Origin of the sequence: Streptomyces yangpuensis (genome assembly GCF_001005295.1) — a bacterium.
Lineage (GTDB): Bacteria > Actinomycetota > Actinomycetes > Streptomycetales > Streptomycetaceae > Streptomyces > Streptomyces yangpuensis.
Window position 1 is genome coordinate 103,831 of sequence record NZ_LBMK01000005.1, and the last position, 20,461, is coordinate 124,291.

19 protein-coding genes are annotated in these 20,461 nt (G+C 73.0%); 11 read left to right on the forward strand and 8 right to left on the reverse strand.

The features are described 5' to 3' along the window. Positions 1-203: 203 nt before the first annotated feature. A complete protein-coding gene (locus tag AAT21_RS24300; protein ID WP_235439211.1) occupies positions 204-3,593 on the forward strand; it encodes a tetratricopeptide repeat protein in 3,390 nt (1,129 codons plus the stop codon). A 121-nt stretch (positions 3,594-3,714) separates the two neighbouring features. On the opposite strand, the gene AAT21_RS24305 is transcribed toward AAT21_RS24300, so the two are convergent. Further along, positions 3,715-3,942: a hypothetical protein gene (locus AAT21_RS24305; RefSeq protein ID WP_046779111.1), complete on the reverse strand. Its 228-nt coding sequence runs from the start codon at positions 3,940-3,942 to the stop codon at positions 3,715-3,717. 2 nt (positions 3,943-3,944) lie between these two features. Further along, complete coding sequence (mca, locus tag AAT21_RS24310; RefSeq protein ID WP_046779112.1) at positions 3,945-4,826, reverse strand: mycothiol conjugate amidase Mca; 882 nt, start codon at positions 4,824-4,826, stop codon at positions 3,945-3,947. A 115-nt stretch (positions 4,827-4,941) separates the two neighbouring features. On the opposite strand from mca, the gene AAT21_RS24315 reads away from it, so the two are divergent. Together AAT21_RS24315 and greA are read left to right on the forward strand one after the other, a co-directional pair. Then, positions 4,942-5,355 carry a DUF4307 domain-containing protein gene (locus tag AAT21_RS24315; RefSeq protein WP_046779113.1) on the forward strand — a complete coding sequence of 138 codons (414 nt, stop codon included), beginning with the start codon at positions 4,942-4,944 and terminating at the stop codon, positions 5,353-5,355. A gap of 141 nt (positions 5,356-5,496) precedes the next feature. After that, a complete protein-coding gene (gene greA / locus AAT21_RS24320) occupies positions 5,497-5,994 on the forward strand; it encodes a transcription elongation factor GreA (RefSeq protein ID WP_030964565.1) in 498 nt (165 codons plus the stop codon). 105 nt (positions 5,995-6,099) lie between these two features. Here the strand turns inward: greA and ilvA are convergent, their stop codons facing one another. Beyond that, on the reverse strand, positions 6,100-7,332 hold the full coding sequence (gene ilvA / locus AAT21_RS24325; RefSeq protein ID WP_046779114.1) for a threonine ammonia-lyase: 1,233 nt from the start codon (positions 7,330-7,332) through the stop codon (positions 6,100-6,102). Between the two features lie 365 nt (positions 7,333-7,697). Between ilvA and AAT21_RS24330 the strand changes: the two genes are divergently transcribed. From AAT21_RS24330 to AAT21_RS24340, 3 genes are read left to right on the forward strand one after another with little or no spacing between them, the layout of a single operon-like run. Beyond that, a complete protein-coding gene (locus AAT21_RS24330) occupies positions 7,698-8,219 on the forward strand; it encodes a MarR family winged helix-turn-helix transcriptional regulator (protein ID WP_046779115.1) in 522 nt (173 codons plus the stop codon). Positions 8,220-8,275: 56 nt separating this feature from the next. Next, positions 8,276-8,698 carry a sigma factor-like helix-turn-helix DNA-binding protein gene (locus tag AAT21_RS24335; RefSeq protein WP_046779116.1) on the forward strand — a complete coding sequence of 141 codons (423 nt, stop codon included), beginning with the start codon at positions 8,276-8,278 and terminating at the stop codon, positions 8,696-8,698. Beyond that, positions 8,695-8,949 carry a hypothetical protein gene (locus AAT21_RS24340; RefSeq protein ID WP_046779117.1) on the forward strand — a complete coding sequence of 85 codons (255 nt, stop codon included), beginning with the start codon at positions 8,695-8,697 and terminating at the stop codon, positions 8,947-8,949. The genes AAT21_RS24335 and AAT21_RS24340 overlap by 4 nt, the downstream gene beginning before the upstream one ends. A gap of 255 nt (positions 8,950-9,204) precedes the next feature. Here the strand turns inward: AAT21_RS24340 and AAT21_RS24345 are convergent, their stop codons facing one another. After that, a complete protein-coding gene (locus AAT21_RS24345) occupies positions 9,205-10,362 on the reverse strand; it encodes a cystathionine gamma-synthase (protein WP_046779118.1) in 1,158 nt (385 codons plus the stop codon). 76 nt (positions 10,363-10,438) lie between these two features. Here AAT21_RS24345 and AAT21_RS24350 point away from each other — a divergent pair, with 76 nt between their 5' ends. From AAT21_RS24350 to msrA, 4 genes are all read left to right on the forward strand, one after another. Continuing rightward, the gene (locus AAT21_RS24350; RefSeq protein ID WP_046779119.1) at positions 10,439-11,545 is read left to right on the forward strand and encodes a hypothetical protein; all 1,107 of its coding nucleotides are present in this window, start codon (positions 10,439-10,441) and stop codon (positions 11,543-11,545) included. Positions 11,546-11,836: 291 nt separating this feature from the next. Next, entirely contained in the window at positions 11,837-13,435 is a 1,599-nt protein-coding gene (locus AAT21_RS24355; protein WP_046779120.1) for a M48 family metallopeptidase, read from the forward strand. Continuing rightward, positions 13,432-14,586 (forward strand): hypothetical protein, encoded by a 1,155-nt coding sequence (locus AAT21_RS24360; protein ID WP_052757973.1) that lies wholly within the window; start codon positions 13,432-13,434, stop codon positions 14,584-14,586. The genes AAT21_RS24355 and AAT21_RS24360 overlap by 4 nt, the downstream gene beginning before the upstream one ends. 73 nt (positions 14,587-14,659) lie before the next feature. Beyond that, positions 14,660-15,328, forward strand: coding sequence for a peptide-methionine (S)-S-oxide reductase MsrA (gene msrA, locus AAT21_RS24365; protein WP_046779121.1), 669 nt, complete (start codon positions 14,660-14,662; stop codon positions 15,326-15,328). A 72-nt stretch (positions 15,329-15,400) separates the two neighbouring features. On the opposite strand, the gene AAT21_RS24370 is transcribed toward msrA, so the two are convergent. Continuing rightward, positions 15,401-16,498: an NAD(P)-dependent alcohol dehydrogenase gene (locus tag AAT21_RS24370; RefSeq protein ID WP_079025933.1), complete on the reverse strand. Its 1,098-nt coding sequence runs from the start codon at positions 16,496-16,498 to the stop codon at positions 15,401-15,403. 165 nt (positions 16,499-16,663) lie between these two features. Between AAT21_RS24370 and AAT21_RS24375 the strand changes: the two genes are divergently transcribed. Next, the gene (locus AAT21_RS24375) at positions 16,664-17,611 is read left to right on the forward strand and encodes a helix-turn-helix transcriptional regulator (protein ID WP_079025934.1); all 948 of its coding nucleotides are present in this window, start codon (positions 16,664-16,666) and stop codon (positions 17,609-17,611) included. On the opposite strand, the gene AAT21_RS40075 is transcribed toward AAT21_RS24375, so the two are convergent. The 3 genes from AAT21_RS40075 to AAT21_RS36075 all read right to left on the reverse strand — a co-directional run bounded on the left by AAT21_RS40075 (position 17,601) and on the right by AAT21_RS36075 (position 20,359). Then, a complete protein-coding gene (locus tag AAT21_RS40075) occupies positions 17,601-18,545 on the reverse strand; it encodes a GNAT family N-acetyltransferase (protein WP_052757974.1) in 945 nt (314 codons plus the stop codon). The two genes, AAT21_RS24375 and AAT21_RS40075, sit on opposite strands and share 11 nt — an antisense overlap. A gap of 114 nt (positions 18,546-18,659) precedes the next feature. Next, entirely contained in the window at positions 18,660-19,934 is a 1,275-nt protein-coding gene (locus AAT21_RS24385; RefSeq protein WP_046779122.1) for a L,D-transpeptidase, read from the reverse strand. Between the two features lie 131 nt (positions 19,935-20,065). Continuing rightward, positions 20,066-20,359 (reverse strand): hypothetical protein, encoded by a 294-nt coding sequence (locus AAT21_RS36075; RefSeq protein ID WP_031149761.1) that lies wholly within the window; start codon positions 20,357-20,359, stop codon positions 20,066-20,068. Between the last annotated feature and the right edge of the window lie 102 nt (positions 20,360-20,461).

Below are 20,461 nucleotides of genomic sequence, written 5' to 3' on the forward strand. Positions count from 1 at the left end.
CCAGAAACGTCCCGGCTGAGGTCAATAATGCAGACCCGTGCGCCCGCGCGGGTCAGAGCAGTGTTAAGAAGCGCTTCCTCCCGGGCGTGAACGCCCGGGGTTCCGCGCTAGATCATGCTGAACTCGCTCAGATTCCCTCGCGCGCGGCGAAGTCCCGCAGGACACTTGGGGCACGTTGCCGGAGCTCTCTGAGGGGGATGCCGATGCGGGACAGCCATCGCGGTGAAGCCGAGCGCTTGTTGGAGCGGGCTGTGGACGAGGCGGTCCGGCGGGAGGCGGGCTCGGCGGATGCCGCGGGCGGGGCGGTGGTCAGGGCTGCGCTGCTGGCGCGCGGCAGGGAGGCCCTGGACGCGCTCGCCGCGAGTGCGGCTCCCGAGTACGAGTCGTACGTACGGGCGTTGGACGAGGCGGCGGCCGGGGAGCAGTCGCTGGGTGAGGCGTTCCGGCGGGGTGATACGTCGACGGCGGTGCTCGTGACCGCGGTCGCGGCGGCGGCGGCCGTCGGGGCGGATCTGTCGCTGGGTGTCGCGGCGGGTACGGCGTTGACGGCGGGCGCTGTCGTGGGGATCGCGGGGGCGGTGGCGACCGTGGCGAAGGTGACGGCGCTGCACGTGCCGGCTGCGAACCGGCGGGCGGGGGAGCGGGGGCGGCCCGGCGGGGCGGAGCAGTTGAGGCTGCAGTGGCTGTCGGCGCTGGAGGTACGAGGGATACGTCCGTTCCTGGAGCAGCAGCGTGCGGTGGCCGCGGCGGCCCGGGCGCCGCGGGCGACGCGGCCGGTCGCGTTGTCGTCGGCGCGGACGGCCGGGCCGGCGTTGCGCGGGGTGGACCGCAGTGCGGAGGCGCGGCGGCGCAGTGCGCTGGAGCATTCGTTCGGGCAGTTGCCGGATGTGGCGGACCGGTTCGCGGGGCGGCGGGCGGAGCTGACGCGGATCGCGCAGTGGGTGCAGGCGGCGCGGGCGAGTACGGAGACCCGCCCGGTCGTGGTGGTGCTGCACGGGGAGCCGGGCGTGGGGCGGACGGCGCTGGCGCTGCGGGCCGCGCACGCGTTGCGGGACCAGTTCCGGGGTGCGTGCGTGGTGGACATGCGGGGTGGCTCGACGGGTGGTGAGCCGGGTGAGGCGCCGCTGTCGATGCGGGAGGCGTTGCTGCATCTGATGAACCGGCTGGGTGCGCCGCGGGAGCAGTTGTTGTTCCGGGAGGGGGCGTCGGCGGAGCAGCAGGTGAGGCGGCTGGGTGAGCTGTACCACCAGCATCTGCGGGGGTTGCCGGTGACGGTGCTGCTGGACGACGCGGTGGATGCGGCGCAGGTGCGGATGCTGGTGCCGGAGCGTTCGGAGAGCCTGGTGCTGGTGACGGCGCGGGAGCCGCTGGAGCTGCCGGGGGATCTGGCGGCGTGGGTGCATCAGCTGCCGGTGGAGCGGCTGGGCGGGGACGAGTCGGCGGAGTTGGTGCGGGCGGTGGCGCCGGAGGCGGCGGCCGAGGGGTCCGCTGCCGGGGTGGCCTCGGTGGTGGAGGTGAGCGGCGGGCTGCCGCTCGCGCTGCGGATGCTGGCTCCGCTGGTACGGGACGGGGTGGCTGTCGCGGGCGGAGCCGGGGCCGTGGCCTCCGGCAGCGGTGACCGTGACCGGACCGGGGCGATGGCCTCCGGCGGCGGTGACCGGACCGGGACCGGGGCGGTGGCCTCCGGCAGCGGTGACGCGACCGGGTCTGTGATCGGTGTGCACCCCGTGGAGGCGGCGTTGCGGGTGGCCGACGCCCGGCTGGCCGAGCCGGCGCGGCTGCTGCTGCGGCGGTTGCCGCTGGCGGGGCGGGCCTCGCTCGGGGGTGCGGCGGCGGCCGCGCTGGCCGACGTACCGGAGCAGGCGGCGCTGCGGACGCTGGAGGAGCTGTGGGAGGCCGGCCTGATCGAGCGGGTGCGGGGTCAGCGGTTCCGGATGCATGACGCGGTGCGGGCGTACGCGGCGGCCCGGCTCGCGGCGGACGAGGACCGGGCGGAGGCCGTGGCGGCGCACGAGCGGCTGATCCGGAACTACGCGCAGCTCGCGGACTCGGTGATCCGGATGGTCGACGGGAAGATGTCGACGCGGGCGAACCAGTTCGGGGGCCACGGCTTCGTCTCGCTGGACGCGGCGCTGCGGTGGCTGGACGACGAGTCGAGTTTCATCACGGCGGCGCTGCGGCACTCGGAGGGCGTGGAGCAGCAGGCGGTGCTGGACCTGCTGGGTGCGCTGTGCGACTTCTGTCTGTTGCGCGGGGACCTGTACCGGCTGGGTGAGATCGACGAGCTGACGCAGGCGGTGGCAGCGGGTCGGCAGGATCAGGCGGGGCCGCAGGGGCGGCTGGTGCGGTCGGTGCAGTGGCGTACGGGTATCGCGGCGCGGCAGCTGGGTGAGCTGGACAAGGCGCGGACCACGCTGACGTCGGTGGTGGACCAGTACATGGAGGCGCATCAGGAGGCGGGTGCGGCGATGGCGCTGGTCTCGCTCGGCATCACGCTGCACCACCAGGGGAATCTGCCGGAGGCGGCGGTACGCATCCGTGAGGCGCTGGTGTTGCAGGAGCCCGCGGAGCTGGCGGGTGACCGGGCGTGGGGGCTGCACGCGCTGGCGGCGGTGGAACGGGATCTGGCGCACCTGGCGGAGGCGACGCGGCTGCTGGAGACGTCGCTGGAGCTGCACCGGGAGAGCGAGAGCGTGCACGGGGAGGCGTGGGCGCACTTCCAGCTGGGGCAGGTGCACCTGCGGTTCGGTGAGGTGGAGCGGGCGGAGAAGGAGCTGGACCTGGCGTTGCAGTTGTACGGGCGGACCCGGGACGACCGTGGTGAGGCCTGGGCGTTGACGCAGCTGGGCCGGGCGCGGGTGGTGGACGGGGATCCGGGGCCGGCGGTGGAGCGGCTGCGGGAGGCGCTCGCGCGGCACCGGGAGGCGGAGGACGCGCGCGGGGAGGCGTGGACGCAGTACTACCTGGGGCAGGCGCTGGAGGTGAGCGGCGAGCGGGACCGGGCGGTGCGGGAGCTGGAGCGGGCGCGGACGATGTTCTCGCGGATGCGGGACGTGTACGGGCTGGCGCACGCGCGCCATCATTCGGGCCGGGTGACGCGGGACCAGCGGGCGGCGCAGACGGGGAACCTGAAGAACTCGGGTTTCGCCCGGCAGCTGCTGGTGGATGCGCGGGCGGATTTCCAGCGGATCGGGCTGGCGCACGGGGAGGCGTGGACGTGCCTGGAGCTGGCGGTGGTCGACGCGGGCAACGGGCGGCTGTCGCAGGCGCTCGGCCTGTGCGAGGAGGCGGTCCGGCTGTTCATCTCGTACGGGGACCGGCGCGGGGAGGACTGGGCCCGGTTCCTGCGGTGCACGCTGCTGCCGTACGTGGGGCTGGCGGGGCCGGGGGTGCCGGAGGAGGCGCGGGCGGAGCTGGCGCGGCTGGCGCAGGCGCCGCATCCGGCCCGTGACGGCCGGCTGGAGGAGTGCCTGGAGACGTACGGGGTGATCCTGGGCCGTGGCGTGGATCCGGCCGAGGGCTGGCAGGCGTGGCGCCTGGGCCTGGTACCGAACCTCCACTCACGGGAGGTCATGGGAGTACCCCGCTCCTGACCCCGGCCCTGACCACCCACCTACCCGCCGCGGCCCCGGCACCCGCCCGGGTCGGCGGCCGGTGGGCATGCCGGAAACGCCGGCCGCCGCCTTGCGGCGGGCCGGCGACGGCAGGAGGGGGCTAGCTGGTCGGCTTCGCCGTGGGGGTGGCGGGGGCGACCGGGTCCGGGGCTTCTTCGAAGTCGACCCGGCCCATGTGCCGGTTCATGGACTTCATCAGGGCCCACACGCCGAGTGCGAGGGCCGCGAACACGAGGAAGCCCAGGATGCCGGGGGTCACCTTGTTCTTGTCGAAGGTGTCACCCGCCAGGGGGAGGAGCTGGGTCAGTGCTGCCTGTGTAGCGCTCATGGCTAGGCATTCTCCCGGATGCCCGCGAAGAGGTCGGACTCGGGGAGGGAGGTGTCGACGAGCGACTTGGCGAGCTCGTACTCCTCGGTGGGCCAGACCTCCTTCTGGACCTCCATGGGAACGCGGAACCAGCCGCCGTCCGGGTCGATCTGCGTGGCGTGCGCGAGGAGCGCCTTGTCACGGATCTCGAAGAAGTCCGCGCAGGGGACGTGGGTGGTCAGGGTCCGCTCCTTGCGCTCGAACTCCTTCCACCGCTCCAGCCACTCTCCGTAGGGGGACTCCAGGCCGCGGGAGAGCATCGCCTCGTGCAGGGCGATGGTGCGCGGCTTGTTGAAGCCCTGGTTGTAGTAGAGCTTCTGCGGCTGGTGGGCGGGGCCGTATTCGGCCTCGGGGTACTTCTCGGTGTCCGCCGCGCCGTCGAAGGCCACCATGGAGATCTTGTGGGTCATGATGTGGTCGGGGTGCGGGTAGCCGCCGTTCTCGTCGTACGTGGTGACGACCTGGGGCTTGAACGCACGGATCTTCTTGACCAGCTCGCCGGCGGCCTCGTGGACGTCAGCGAGGGCGAAGCAGCCGTCGGGGAGCGGCGGCAGCGGGTCGCCCTCGGGCAGGCCGGAGTCGACGTAGCCGAGCCATTCCTGCTGGACACCGAGGATCTGGCGGGCCTCCTCCATCTCCTTGGCGCGCACCTCGTGGATGTTCTCCTCGATGTACTTGTCGCCCTGGAGCTTGGGGTTCAGTACGGAGCCCCGCTCGCCGCCCGTGCAGGTCACGACCATCACAGGGACCCCCTCGGACACGTACTTGGCCATCGTGGCCGCGCCCTTGCTCGACTCGTCGTCGGGGTGGGCGTGGACGGCCATCAGTCGAAGCTGCTCGGTCAAAACAGGATCCTCTGCGATTCGGCGCGACACTCGGCTTCTATAGTGACCGAACTGGGGGACGGAAAATTCCAGGGGTGACCCGGTGACCCACCCTCCCCAGCGAGAGGAAAAGATCATGAGCGCGGTGCGCGAGGGACTGCCCGAGGGCCGGTACGGCCGGTCGGCGGACGAGCGTACGGACCGGAAGCTCAAGATCATCGGTGCTGCGCTGGGCGCCGTGCTGCTGGGTGTGATCGGCTGGATCGGCTGGGGCTACGTCGCGGGGCGGAGCGTGAGCGCCGAGGTGATCAAGTTCCAGGTGATTTCGGACACCGAGGTGAAGGTGCACCTGGAGGTCCGCAAGGACGCTTCGGTCACCGGCGTCTGCACCATGGTCTCGCAGGACGAGCAGCACGCCGAGGTGGGCCGTGCCGACTTCACCTTCGCCCAGCGGCAGTCGCGCGTCGACGAGGTCGTCTCGGTGAGGACCACCGGCCGGGCCACCATGATCGAGCTGGTCGGGTGCCAGCCGGCGGCGTCCGCCGGCTGAGGCGTACGCCGAGGCTTGGGAGCACGGCCGGCGGGGCAATGCCCCTCTGGGGTCCTCCCCCTTTTCTTCCCGAATTGTTAGGCTCGTGGTTTCGCCCGCCGCTGGCGGGCGTGTAGTCCCCTGTACCGACGAGGAGCACCCGTGACCCAGACGAGCGAGAGCGTCACCTGGCTGACCCAGGCGGCGTACGACCAGCTGAAGGCGGAGCTGGACTACCTCTCTGGTCCCGCCCGCACGGAGATCGCCGCGAAGATCGCCGCCGCCCGCGAGGAGGGTGACCTCCGCGAGAACGGCGGATACCACGCGGCCAAGGAGGAGCAGGGCAAGCAGGAGCTCCGGGTCCGCCAGCTCACGCAGCTCCTGGAGAACGCGAAGGTCGGCACGGCCCCCGCCTCCGACGGCGTGGTGGCGCCGGGCACCCTCGTGAAGATCGCCTTCGACGGCGACGAGGACGACACGATGGAGTTCCTGCTGGCGTCGCGCGAGTACGCGTCCGGGGACTTCGAGACGTACTCCCCGCAGTCCCCGCTGGGCACCGGCGTCATGGGCAAGTCGATCGGCGAGGACGCCGAGTACGAGCTGCCGAACGGCAAGAAGGCCTCGGTCAGGATCCTGGACGTCAAGCCCTTCACCGGCTGATCACCCCCGATCACTGTTGGTTCATACGTGATGCCCGGCCGGTTCTCCGGCCGGGCATCACGCGTACGGGGCCACGCGTACGGGCCGCCGGGGGCCCTCACAGCACTAGCCCATCACCTTGTACCCGGCGCCGTGCAGCGTCCGCGCGACCTCCGCGCAGTGCTCCGGCCCCTTCGTCTCCAGCTGCAGCTCCACCTCCACCTCCGTGAGGCCGAGCCGCGGGTCGGTCCGTACGTGGCTCACGTCCAGCACGTTCGCGTCGACCACCGACAGCACCCCCAGGAGTCCGGCGAGCGCGCCGGGCCGGTCGGTCACGCGCAGCCGCAGCGACAGGTAGCGGCCCGCCGCGGCCATGCCGTGCCGCAAAATCCGCTGGAGCAGCAGCGGGTCGACGTTCCCGCCGGACAGTACGGCCACCACCGGGCCCGCGCCGTACAGTTCGGGCTCGCTGAGCAGGGCCGCCACCGTGCTGCACCCGGCCGGCTCGACGACGAGCTTCGCCCGTTCCAGGCACAGCAGCAGGGCGCTGGAGAGGGCGTCCTCGGACACCGTGCGCACGTCGTCGAGGAGCTCGCCGATGATGCGGAAGGGGACGTCGCCGGGGCGCCCCACCTTGATGCCGTCGGCCATGGTGTTCGGGTGGTCGATCGAGACGGGGTGGCCGGCCTTGAGGGAGGGCGGGTACGCGGCCGCGCCGGCCGCCTGCACCCCGACGACCCGTACGTCGGGCCGCAGCGCCTTCACCGCGACGGCCACGCCGGCGGCGAGCCCGCCGCCGCCGACCCCGACCAGGATGGTGCGCACCTCCGGGCACTGCTCCAGGATCTCCAGGCCGACCGTGCCCTGGCCGGCGATGATGTCGCGGTGGTCGAAGGGGTGGATGAACACCGCTCCGGTGCGGTCCGCGTACTCCTGGGCCGCGGCGAGGGTCTCGTCGACGACCTGGCCGTGCATGCGTACGTCGGCCCCGTACTCCTGGGTCGCCGCGACCTTCGGCAGCGGTGCCCCGACCGGCATGAACACGGTGGAGCGGACCCCGAGGAGGGAGGAGGCGAGCGCCACGCCCTGGGCGTGGTTGCCGGCGCTGGCGGCCACGACGCCGGCGGCGCGCTGCTCGGGGCGCAGGCCCGCGATGCGTACGTACGCCCCGCGGAGCTTGAAGGAGCCGGTGCGCTGGAGGTTCTCGCACTTGAAGTGGACCGGCGAGCCGGTGAGGGCGGAGAGGTGCCTGCTGCCTTCCATCGGCGTGACCCGGGAGACGCCGGACAGCATCTTCTGGGCCCCCCTGACGTCGTCGAGGATGACCTGGGGGACGGGCTGGGGCACGCGGTAGTTCATGCGGTCAGTCTCGCAGCCCGGGAGCGGCCGGGCCGGGAGCGTCCACGGGAGCCCCGGCAGGTGCCGGGGCCGCCTGCGGCGCGGTTCGGGGTGCTCCGCGGCCGGCGGCCCGAACGGGCTGCGGCGGAGGCCGGGGTGCCCTGCGGCCGGCGGCCGGGACGGGCTGCGGCGGGGGTCGGGGCGGGCCCGGGCCGCGGGGTCGGGACGGGCTGCGGCGCGGGGGCGAAATCTCGCCATCCGGAACACCCGTGGGACGGGCGCCCCGGCGGGTCGTATCAGTTCTCGTACGAGGCGTACGAGCCGCCGCAGGGCCGCGTACGCTGTCCCCCATCCCTGTCGGACCCATGCGAAGAGAGCCCACGGCCATGCCTTCCTCCCCGGCCAATTCCGATCTGCCCGTGCAGGCCGAAGCGCCCGCCGGAGCCGGTCTCCTCGACGCGCTCCAGCACCAGGTGGCGGTGTTCGCCCGCCGCGCCGAGCAGACCCGTCTGGGCGGCGTGGGCCAGGCCCGCAACTCGATGGACCGCGCCGCCTACCTGCTGCTCAACCGGCTCGACCTGGAAGGCCCGATGGGCGTCAAGGCGCTCGCCGGCGGCATGGGGATCGACTCGTCCACGGTGACCCGGCAGGTCGCACCGCTGGTCGACGGTGGCCTGGTCAAGCGGACCTCGCACCCGGAGGACGGGCGGGCCGTGGTCCTCGCGCTGTCCCCGCGGGGGCTGGCGCGGCTGGAGGAGGTGCGGTCCTCGCGGCGCGAGCTCATGGCGCGGGTCACGGAGGGCTGGAGCGAGGACGAGCGCGAGTCCTTCACCGGGCTGCTGACGCGCTTCAACCTGTCGCTGTCGGAGCTGATGGCGGCCGTGGCCGAAGCCGGTCCGGCGTCCTGAGCGGAGTATGTCCGTCCTCTTGACCTGACCGGTCCCACCGGCCGCACTATGTGAGCATGCGGGCGGTTGATCAACAGTCCGGCTCCTACGGGGAGTTCGAAGCCTTCGTCGCCGGTGCGGCAGGGCGACTGCTGCATGTCGCGGTGCTGCTGACCGGCGAACCGGAGCCGGCCCGCCGGCTGCTCGCGTGCGCGCTGGCCCGTACGTACGCGCACTGGCGGCGGCTACGGGCGGACGACCCGTACGACTTCACCCGCCACGAGCTGTGCACGGCCTTCGCCCGGACCGCCTGGCGCCACCACGGCGGGACCGGCGTGCTGGCGCGGCTGAGCCCGCAGGAGCGGCTCGTGCTGGTGCTGCGGCTCTACGAGGGGCTCGCGGAGGAGGTCACGGCGGCGCAGCTGGGGATGCCGGTGGAGCGGGTGCGCGTGCTGTGCAACCGGGCGGTGTCCCTGCTGCGGGCCCGGGAGGCGGCGTGAGCGGGATTCCCGACCGGAAGGAGGCCCAGGTCAGGCAGCTCCTGGAGGGCCCGTACCCGGTGATCCCGACGGGCCTGGCCGCGGGCGCGGCGGCCCGCGGGGACCGGCTGCTGCGGCGTCGTCGGGCGTTGCGCCGGGTCGGGTGGGCGGTGCTGTTCGCTGCCGCCGTGGCTTTCGTGGTCTGGGCGTCCCTGACCCGCCCCTGGTCGGCCCCGCCGAGCGGTATCTCCCCGCCCCTGGACGGCTGGTAACCCCACCCTCCGGCTCCGCCGGGCCCACCCCCACCCTTGCCGGGGCCATCCCACCTCGCCGGCCCAGCCTCGGCCGGGCACATCCAGCCTCGCCGGCGTTTGAGGCGCGGGGTCTGGGGCGGCGCCCCAGGAAACCCGGCTCCGCCGGGCGCCGGGGGCCGGGGGCGGGCCCGGCGAGACCGGGCCCGCCCCGGGCCGGGGTGGGCCTGCCCCGCCGGGGCCCGGGGTGGGCCCGGGACCCGCGGGGCGGGGGCGTCAGCCCAGGGCCTGGGTGAGGTCGGCGATCAGGTCGTCGGCGTTCTCGATGCCCACCGAGACGCGGATCAGGTCCGCCGGAACCTCCAGCGCCGAACCGGCGACCGACGCGTGCGTCATGCGGCCCGGGTGCTCGATGAGGGACTCGACGCCGCCCAGGGACTCGGCCAGCGTGAAGATCTTGGTGCGGGCGCAGACCGCGACGGCCTCCTCCTCGCCACCGGCGACCTGGAAGGAGACCATGCCGCCGAAGTTGCGCATCTGCTTGGCGGCGATCTCGTGGCCCGGGTGCTCGGGCAGGCCCGGGTAGAGGACCTTGGTGACCTTCGGGTGGCGCTGGAGCACCTCGACGATCCTGGCCGCGTTCTCCGCGTGCCGGTCCATGCGGACGGCCAGGGTCTTGATGCCCCGCAGCACGACCCACGAGTCGAACGGCCCGGCCACCGCGCCCATCGCGTTCTGGTGGTAGGCCAGTTCCTCGCCGAGCGCCTCGTCCGCGGTGACCAGCGCGCCGCCGACGACGTCGGAGTGCCCGCCCATGTACTTGGTCAGCGAGTGGACGACCACGTCCGCGCCCAGCGCCAGCGGCTGCTGGAGGTAGGGCGAGGCGAAGGTGTTGTCCACGACCAGCTTGGCGCCGGCGGTCCGCGCGATGTCGGCGACGACGGCGATGTCGGTGATGCCGAGGAGCGGGTTGGAGGGGGTCTCGACCCAGATGACCTTCGTCTTCGGGGTGAGGGCGGCGCGTACGGAATCGGCGTCGGAGGTGTCGGCCACCGACCATTCCACGCCCCAGCGGGAGACGACCTTCGCGAAGAGGCGGAAGGTGCCGCCGTAGGCGTCGTTCGGGATGACCACGTGGTCGCCCGGGGAGAGCAGCGTGCGCAGCAGGCAGTCCTCGGCGGCCAGTCCGGACGCGAAGGCGAGGCCGCGGCGGCCGCCCTCCAGTGCCGCGAGGTTCTCCTCCAGCGCGGTGCGGGTCGGGTTGGCGCTGCGGCTGTACTCGTAGCCGCCGCGCAGTCCGCCGACGCCGTCCTGCTTGTAGGTGGAGACCTGGTAGATCGGGGGCACGACCGCGCCGGTCTGCGGGTCGGCGGTGTTGCCCGCGTGGATCGCGCGGGTCTCGAAGCTCTGGTGCTCGTGGCTGTCGTCGCTCATGTTCAGATGCTATGCCCCGGCCCGCCGTACACCCCCCTGTTCGCCTCCCGCCCCCTCGGTCTGGTTCGCTGGAGGCATGGAGATTCTGTGGTTGCTGTTCGCGGTGCTCATGATCGTGTTCATCGTCGGACCGTACGTCCGGCGCCGCCGCGGCGGCGTCCGCCTGGTCGCGCCGGGCAGCCCTGACGCGGCCGACCCGGCGAACTACGGATTCGACCGGCAGGAGGACCTCGACATCCGCCTCCCCGGACCCGACCAGGACCTGGTCGACGCGCTCGACAACGTGCGGCGCACCGGCCAGTGGCAGGCGGCCTCGCAGCTGCTCGCCGGGACCCCGCGGGAGGGTGAGGTGCGCTGGCAGCGCGTCCAGGCCTTCGGCGGGTCGGCGGCGCTGGAGCTGGTGGCGCAGCCCGGGGTGGGCGCGCAGTGGCTGAAGGCGTGGCGGCTGGAGGCGGACAAGGACGCCGGGGGCGCGCAGGTGCACGCGGAGCTGCTGGTGCAGCAGGCGTGGCGGCATTCGGGCGGTGTCGGGGCCGAGGACCACCGGATCATCCTGGAGGAGGCCCGGGAGGCGTGCCGCAAGGCCGCGCTGCTGGCTCCGGGGGACCCGGTCCCGTACATCACGGAGCTGTCGATCGCCCGGGGTCTGGCGTACCCGGAGGCGGAGTTCGACGAGCTGTGGGCGAAGGTCATCGACCGGGCGCCGGAGCACATGGGCGCGCACCTGGCGGCGCTGCACTACTGGTGCGCGAAGTGGCACGGCTCGCGGGAGAAGGCCGACGCCTTCTCGCACGCGGCGGCGGCGCGTGCCCCGCAGGGCTCGCTGCTGGCGGCGCTGCCGCTGTTCGCGCTGTACGAGAACCTGCCGGACGTGATCCTGAGCGGCGGCTTCTACCGGAGCGAGGCCGTGACGCGGGCGGTGGGCGGAGCGCTGTACGCGGTGCACACGGCCCGCCCGGACGACCCGATGCTGGCGCACGTACGGCACCTGCTGCTGCTGTTCCTGGTCAACATGGAGCGGTGGGCGGAGGCGATGGAGCAGGTCCGGCACGTGGACGGCTACGTCGGCGCCCTGCCGTGGTCGGCGGCCGAGGACCCGGCGGCGCAGTACGCGGTGTACCGGGCGCTGGCGGTGGCGGGCTACGAGGCCAACGGCGGCTCCCCGGCGACGCTCCCGCAGTAACGATCACCCTCCCGGCACCGTCCCGGCCCGGTTCCGGCGGGTGGCAGTCCACCCGCCGGGACCACCGGGAATCCACCGGGCACCCGCCGGCCCGCCCACCGGGCATGCGCGCCGGAAGAGCGGTGCCGCCGGCAGGCCCTACCCGCGGGTACCCCCACGACCAGCGGCGACGAGCGGTGAATAAGGTTGCCGTGAACAATCTCTGAGCCGCATCATGCGGCGTGGCGGCCATCGACCCCCGCCACGCGTCTCAGCACCGCTCTTCTTCATCCCGTGGGGGGATCTGTCCATATGGGCGCTTCTTTGCGCGCCGTGCGCGCGCTCGTCCTGCTCGCAGGCTTCTACCTGCTCGGCGTCATCCTGCTCGCCGCCCTCGTCGGCATCGACTTCGCCGTCGTCACCAAGCTGCACGGCCCGGTCGCCTTCAAGATCGTCATCGTGTCGGTCGTGCTCGCCGTCCCGATCGTCCGTGGCCTGTTCATGCTCCGCACCCCCAAGGGCGAGCCGCCGGCCGGTGTCACCGTCACCGAGGCGCAGGAGCCCGTGCTGTGGCAGGCCGTGCGCGAGGTCGCGCAGCAGGTCGGCACCCGCGCCCCCGACGAGATCGTGCTGATCGACGAGGTGAACGCGGCCGTCGCCGAGGACGCCCGGCTGCTGGGCCTGCGGCCCGGCACCCGCCGCCTCTACCTCGGCCTGCCCCTGATGACGGGCCTGGACGAGATGCAGCTGCGCGCCGTACTCGCCCACGAGATGGGCCACTACGCCAACTTCGACACCCGCCTCACCCCGCTGATCGCCCGCGGCCGCGCCCAGCTGATCCGTACGATCGGCCACTTCCACGAGCGCGCCGACAACAAGGTCGCCAAGGAGCGGGCCCGCCAGGAGAAGCGGGACGAGAAGCGGCTCGCCAAGGGCAAGGACGCCAAGGGCGTCGACACCGCGGGCCAGGGCGCGACGTACCGCGCCATGGCCAAGATCTACATGGCGTACGGCAACTTCTACATGCGGGCCACGCACACCGCCGGCCGCCGTCAGGAACTCGCCGCCGACCTCGCCTCGGTGCGCATCGCCGGCCGCGACTCCGCCGCCTCGGCGCTGCGCGAGCTGAACGCCCTCGACTCCGCGCACGGCTTCTACATGAGCTCCTACGCCACCCTCGGCGTCGGCGCCGGTCTGCTGCCCCGCCCCGGCGAGGTCTTCGGCGGCCTGCGCAAGCTGCTCGACGCCCGTGCGGAGGAGCTGGACGGGCTGCGCCGGGACCTGTCGACCGAGCCCGCCTCCCCGTACGACTCGCACCCCCCGCTCGCCGAGCGCGTCGCCCGTATCGAGGCCCTGCCCGACGACGGCCGCGCCGGGCAGAGCGCCCGTCCCGCCCTGGAGCTGCTGACCGACGCGGGGGCCGCGCTGGCCGCGCTGGAGCAGGCCGTCCTCACCCCGGAGGCCCTGGGCCTGCGGCGGATGGACTGGGAGGACCTGGTCCACGAGTCGATGACGCGGTACGTCGGCCAGGGCGCGGAGGAGATCCGTGAGACCTTCGCCGCCGAGGGCGCCGGCCCCGGGCTGCCCGCCCTCCTCGACGCGGTCGACGCCGACCCGGCGGTGCGCTGGCGCATCGCCGACCGCCTCCCGAAGTCTGAGGAGGCCGCGGCCGCCACGGGCCGCACGGCCCGCGAGTTCGCCCGCCCGGTGGTCCGGCGCGCCCTGAACCAGCTGGTCACCGTGGAGCTGACGGGCCGGGGTCAGGCCCGCTGGCAGCTGTCGTGGTCCGACTCGGCCGCCCTGCACTACCCGGCCGAGGGCTTCGAGGAGCAGCTCCGTCTGGCCCTGGACGCGGTCGTCGCCGACGTGCCCGACACCGAACCCCTGCGAAAGCTGGTGCTTGCCCCGTGATCGGTCTGTACATCCTCGGCGCCATGCTGCTGTTCGGCGCGTTCAAGGTGCTGCGGGGCGTCTACTGCATCCGCAAGGCGAAGCGGCTGGAGGCGGAGGTGGCCGCCCTGGAGGGCCGGACCGTGGCCTCCGACGGCCGCACCGCCGCCGCCAAGGCCGAGAAGAAGGCCCAGCAGGCCGCCGCGGTCGTCGCGCTGGGCTTCGTGGCCGAGGAGGACCTCGACACCGACAACGCCCGGCCCGTCCCGCCCGGGCGCAAGGCCGCGCTCGACGCGGTCCGCGCCGGCGACTGGGAGGCGGGAGCCGCGTACGTCGAGGCGTGCGGGACGGACTGGGAGGAGCGCTGGCAGCGCGTCCGCGCCCTGGCCGAGGTGGCGGCCGAGGACGACGCCTGGCTGCTGGCCTGGCGCGCGGCCCGGCCGGCCGACCCGACCGCGGCCCTGGTGAACGCCGACACGAGCGTCGCGGTGGCGTGGAACGTACGCGGCAGCCTGACCGCCGAGCACACCACGCGGGAGCAGTTCCGGATCTTCCACGAGCTGCTGGTCAAGGCGCAGGCGGACGCGCACGAGGCCCAGCGGCTGGCCGGTCCCGCGGACCCGGTCCCGTACATGATCGAGCAGCCCGTCGCGCAGGGCCTGGGCTACGCCCACGAGCAGTACGGCGAGCTGTGGGCGCAGATCACCCGCCGCGACCCCAAGGTGCTGACGGCGCACACCAGCGCCCTGCAGTACTGGTGCGCCAAGTGGCGCGGCTCGCACGAGCTGGCGCTGGCCTTCGCGCGCGAGTCGGCAGCCTCGGGCAAGCCGGGTGAGCTGCTGTCGCTGCTGCCGCTGGCGGCGTACGTGGAGCAGGAGATGCGCGAGTCGGACCTCCGGCCGGAGACGTTCTTCAAGGAGCCGGAGGTCGTCGCGGCGGTGGAGGCGGCCCTCGGGGACCTGGCGGCGGCCGACCCGGACGACTGGCGGACGGTACGGCTGCGGCACCTGCTCGCCTGGTTCCTGTTCTGGCAGGACCGGGACGCGGAGGCGGTCGAGCAGTTCCGGCACATCGACGGGTACATCGGGGCGATGCCCTGGTACTACTCGCCGAGGTCCCGGTACGTGCACGCGCGGAACTGGGCGGTGCGCGAGGTCACGCCGGGCCTGTGAGGCACGGTCGGGGGCGGGCCGGGGAATCCCGGCCCGCCCTCCGCGCGTTGTCCCTCCCACAAGGAGGGAATCCATGTTCTCGTACCGCCGTACGCCCGAGCTCCCCACCCGCGAGGAGGCCCTGACGGGCCGCGCGGAGCCGCTGTTCGCCCTTCCCGAGAAGCACACCGTGCTCGGCAACCCGCTGGCCGGCCCCTATCCGGCCCACCTGGAGGTCGCCGACTTCGGGCTGGGCTGTTTCTGGGGCGCGGAGCGCAAGTTCTGGCAGACCCCCGGGGTGTGGACCACGCTGGCCGGCTACCAGGGCGGCTTCACGGAGAATCCGACGTACGAGGAGGTGTGCTCGGGCCTGACCGGCCACACCGAGGTCGTCCGGGTGGTCTTCGACCCGGCACAGGTCTCCTACGCGGCCCTGCTCAAGCTGTTCTGGGAGTCCCACGACCCGACCCAGGGCTTCCGCCAGGGCAATGACGTCGGCACCCAGTACCGCTCGGCCGTCTACACGCACTCCCCCGCCCAGCAGGCGACGGCGGAGGCCTCCCGCACGGCCTACCAGCAGGTCCTGGGCTCCTCGGGCTACGGGCAGATCACCACGGCCGTGCTCCCGGCGGCCGAGCGCCCCTTCTGGCCGGCGGAAGCGGCCCACCAGCAGTACCTGGACAAGAATCCGGGCGGTTACTGCGGCATCGGCGGCACGGGCGTGGCCTGCCCGATCGGTGTGGCCGCGGCCCCTGGGGAATGAGACACCCGCTCCCGGACCCGGCAGGCCCACCGGCCTGCCGGGCCGGTGGGACGGGCCGGTGGGCGGACGGGCTCAGATCGTCGAGGTGTCGATCACGAAGCGGTAGCGGACGTCGCTGGCGAGGACGCGTGCGTAGGCCTCGTTGATCCGGTCGGCGTCGATGAGCTCGATCTCCGCGCCCAGGCCGTGCTCCGCGCAGAAGTCCAGCATCTCCTGGGTCTCGGCGATCCCGCCGATCATCGATCCGGCGAGGGTCTTGCGGCCGCCGATGACGGAGAAGAGGTTCAGGGAGACGGGCTCCTCCGGGGCGCCCACGTTCACCAGCGCGCCGTCGACCTTCAGCAGACCCAGGTACGCGTCCAGGCCGAGCGGGGCCGAGACGGTGGACAGGATCAGGTCGAAGCTCCCGGCGAGCTCCTCGAAGACGGCCTCGTCCGCGGTGGCGTGGAAGTGGGTGGCGCCCAGCCGCCGGCCGTCGGCCTCCTTGCGGAGGGTCTGCGACAGTACGGTGACCTCCGCGCCCAGCGCGTGCGCCAGCTTCACACCCATGTGGCCGAGGCCCCCGAGGCCGACGACCGCGACCTTCTTGCCCGGCCCCGCCTGCCAGTGCTTCAGCGGCGAGTAGAGGGTGATGCCGGCGCACAGCAGCGGGGCGGCCTCGGCGAGGCCGAGGCCGTCGGGGATGCGGACGGCGTAGTTCTCGTCGACGACGAGCCGGGTCGAGTAGCCGCCGTAGGTGGGCTCGCCGTTCCGGTCGAGGGCGTTGTAGGTGCCGGTCATGCCCTGTACGCAGTGCTGCTCGCGGCCGCTGCGGCAGTACTCGCACGTGCGGCAGGAGTCGACCATGCAGCCGACGCCCACCCGGTCCCCGACGGTGAACCGGGTGACGTCCGCGCCGACTTCGGCGACGACCCCGGCGATCTCGTGGCCGGGGACCATGGGGTAGATGCCCTCGCCCCATCCGTCGCGCGCCTGGTGGATGTCGGAGTGGCAGATCCCGGCGTACTTGATGTCGATGAGGACGTCGTGGGGGCCGACGGGGCGGCGCGGGACGGTGGTGCGCTCCAGCGGGGCGCCCGGCGCGGGCGCGGCGTACGCGGCGACCCGGGCGTACGCGGCGGCGTCCTCGGTGGTGGCGGTGGCCCCGGTGGCAGTGGCGGTGGCGGACATGGGGTGCGTACTCCTCGAAGCCGTGGTGTCTGCGGTACGCACCACCCTGCCGGTCTCTCGCGCCGGCACCCATCCCCCTGTGCTTCCTAGGACTGGCGAACCTACTACTGGCGGGGTCAGGCTGACGCCCTCCGGGCGGCAGCTGGCCCGGCGATACTGGGCGGCATGGACCAGCTTGATCAGCGAGCGTGCCTGGGCGAGTTCCTCCGCTCCCGCCGCGCACGGCTGCGCCCGGAGGACGTGGGGCTGACGGACTACGGGCGCCGCCGGCGCGTACCGGGGCTGCGCCGTGAGGAACTGGCGCAGCTGGCGGGGGTGTCGGTCGCGTACTACACGCGGCTGGAGCAGCGCGACGGGCACAACGTGTCGGTGGAGGTGCTGGACGCCATCGCGCGGGCCCTGCGGCTGGACGGCACCGAGCGGGCGCACCTGATGGACCTGGCGCGGCCCAAGGCGCGCAGGCGCCGCCAGAGCCGGCGGCCCCAGCAGGTCCGGCCGGCACTGCGCACGCTGATGGACGCGATGGACGGCGTACCGGCGTACCTGGTGGGGCACCGTCAGGACGTCATCGGCTGGAACCGGCTGGCGGCCGCGCTCTTCGGGGACTTCGGGGCGCTCCCCGCGCCGGAACGCAACCTGGTCCGGCTGATGTTCCTGGACCCGGCCACCGCCGAGCTGTACGGGGAGTGGGAGTGCCAGGCGTGCTGGGTCGTCAGCAACCTGCGGCTGTACGCGGGCCAGCACCCGGACGACGAGCAGTTGTCGGCGCTGGTCGGGGAGTTGTCGGTGAAGAACGAGGAGTTCCGGCGGCTGTGGGCGGCGCACACGGTGGCGGACAAGACGCACGGGGTGAAGCTGCTGAGGCATCCGCTCGTCGGGGAGATGCGCCTGTCCTTCGAGACGCTGACGCTCCCCGACGACCCGACGCAGGCACTGGTCACCTTCCACGCGGAGCCGGGCTCGGCCTCCGAGGACGCCCTGCGCCTGCTGGCGTCCTGGGACGCCCAGCGGGCCGCCGGGCAGACCGCCGGAGCGGCTGCCGGGCCCGCGGCCGGGCAGGAGGCCGTCCCGGCAGCCGCGGAGGCCGTCGGGCGGGACGCGGCTACAGCTTGATCTGGTAGATGCCCACGCCGCGCTCCCGCCGGTATCCGAGCGCTTCGTTGACCGCCCGCATGGGGCCGTTCTCGTCGGCCACCGTGGTGGCGATGCGGCGCAGCCCCGGGTGGCGGGCGGCGGCCTGCGCGGCCATGTGCGCCTTCACGGCCCGTCCGAGGCCGTGGCCGCGGTGGGCGGGTACGACCACCGTGTCGTACTGGACGGCGCTCGCGCCCTCGGGATCCGGCAGGACGATCTCCGTGTACGCCGCCACCTCGCCCCCGGGGGTGACCGCCGCGACCGTGATCATCTCGCCGCCCCGGTCGAGGACCAGCTGCTGGAGGGTGTGCAGCCGCTCGGGAGTCCAGGTCTGGATCCGCTCGTCCATGTCGCCGGTCGGCGCGTCCTCCATGGCGGCGTGGGCGGCGGCCGCGGCCGGCGCCCACGCGTCCGGGACGAGGCCGTGCCAGGTGTGGAGCTCGTAGCCGGGCGGGGCCTGGGCCGGTACGGGCACGGCGGCCGGGATCTCCTGTGCGTACCAGGCCATCGGCAGGACGTTCGCGAAGCCCATCGCCTCCGCGAAGGCCTGGCCGGGGCCGCCGAGGTCGAGCATGACCGCGACCGAGGTCCGGCCGTCCGCGAGGAGTTCCTCGCGGACCCGCTCCCACAGGGCGGTGCCGACGCCCCGGCGCCGGGCCTCGGGGCGCACGGTCAGCACGTCCAGGAACGCGGTGTGCGTGTTGCCCTCCTCGGTGAACAGGAGCAGGGCGGCCACGCCGTCGCTGCCGCCCTCGGCCCGGCCGCGGTCGCCCTCGCCGGCCGTCCACAGCACGGGCCGGCCGCGCACCGGCGTCACGCGCAGCCGTCCGGCGACCTCCACCCGGGAGGGTGGGGGCAGGTGGGGCAGGTCGACGGCCGCGGCCTCGGTGAGGACCGCCAGCCAGGCGTCCACCTCGGTGTCGGACGGGGGCAGGGTGAGGGGGTNGGCCGGGACGACGAACGGCGGGGACCCCGTGGGGTTCCCCGCCGTTCGCGGTCGTCGGCCTGCGGCCCGCCGTGCCGGGTGTCAGGCGGCCGAGCCGGCCTTCCAGTCGGCCCAGTTCATGTTCCAGCCGTTGAGGCCGTTGTCCGGCTTGATGGTCTTGTCCGGGGAGTTGATCACCGTGACGACGTCGCCGATGAGCGAGTTGTCGTAGAACCATGCGGCCGGCTGGTTCGGGTCACCAGCGCCCTTGACGTCGTTCAGGCCCACGCAGCCGTGGCTGGTGTTGGCGGTGCCGAAGATCGAGTCCGCACCCCAGTAGTTGCCGTGGAGGAAGGTCCCGGAGTTCGACAGGCGCATCGCGTGCGGTACGTCCTTGATGTCGTACTCGCCCTTGCCGTCGGCGTCCGTGAAGCCCACGGTGGCGCCGTTCATCCGGGTCTCCTTGAACTTCTCGGAGATCACCATCTGGCCGTTGTAGGTCGGGTTGGCCGGGGCGCCCGCGGAGATCGGGATGGTCTTGATGACCGCGCCGTCCCGGGTGACCGTCATCTTCTTCGTCTTCGCGTCGACCGTCGAGACCTGGCTGCGGCCGATCTTGAAGGTGACGGTCTTGCTCTGGACGCCCTGGACGCCGGGAGCGCCCTGGACGCCCTCCAGCGCCAGCTTCAGCGTGACGGTGGAGCCCGCCTGCCAGTACTGCTCGGGGCGGAAGTCCAGGCGCTGGGCGCTGAACCAGTGCCCGACGACCTCCTGGCCGCTGCTGGAGGAGACCGTGATGCCCGCCTGGACGGCCTTCTTGTCCTTGATCGCCTTGTTGAAGGTGATCGAGACCGGCATGCCGACGCCGACGGTCTGGCCCTCCTCCGGCACGAAGGAGGCCACGAAGCTGTTCTCCGGGGAGACGGTCGTGAAGGAGGCGTTCTCGTGCGCCTCCTTGCCGTCCGCGTCCTTGGCCGTCGCCGACAGGGCGTACTTCGTCGAGCGCTTCAGCGCACCCTTGGGCTTCCAGCTCTTGCCGTCGGCGGCTATGTCGCCGGCCACGGCCGTGCCCTCGCTCGTCTTCAGCTCGACCTTGGTCAGCGTGCCGTCGGTGACGGCGACGTTGGCCGCGTCGTTGAGGCCGACATTGGTCGCGCCGTCCTTCGGAGCTATGGTGATCTTGGCCTTCGAGGCGTCCTTGGCCGCTGCCGCGTCCACGTCCGCCTGGGACTTGCTGGCCTCCCCGTTGCCCTTCGGGTCCCCGCCGCCCTCGTCGCCGCTGCACGCCGAGAGCACCAGTACGCCGCCGAGCACGACGGATATGGCCACCAGGGACCTTCTCCGCCGCTTGCTGTCCGTCCTCACACGCCACTCCATCGTTGCCGGAAACCCCGAGACCGCCGTCTCGGGGTTGGCCCGCCGGGGGACGCAGCCCCCGCCTGGTCCTGACAACGCGTTAACGGCGCCGGCCGGTTCCACATTCCGTTGGGATGTGGGCAACCGCACGGTCAGGCGTTGTCGGGTTCTTCGTCGAAGTCCCCATCTTCCTCGTCGAGGTCCCACTCCATCGACTCGGGGTCGTATTCGACGGGCTCGCTGCTCCAGGATGCCTGCGCGAGTTCCACCCCGGGGATGTCCAGGACCAGGTCGGTGGGGTCGACGAGGTAGGCCAGCGCCTCCGATTCGTCCTCCCGGACGGCGGCTTCCGCATGGCTGCGTTCCTCGTCCGGCATGAACTCGTCGGCCTTGATGTGGGCGAGCGCCGCACCCGTGAGCGCCTGGGCGTCCGGCACTTCAAGCACCAGATCCACCCGAAGTCGTACATATCGTGATGTCTCAGAAGGGTTCATACGACGGAGAGTAAGCCCGGAGAAGCCCTGACTTTCCCACGACCCGCCCCTTTC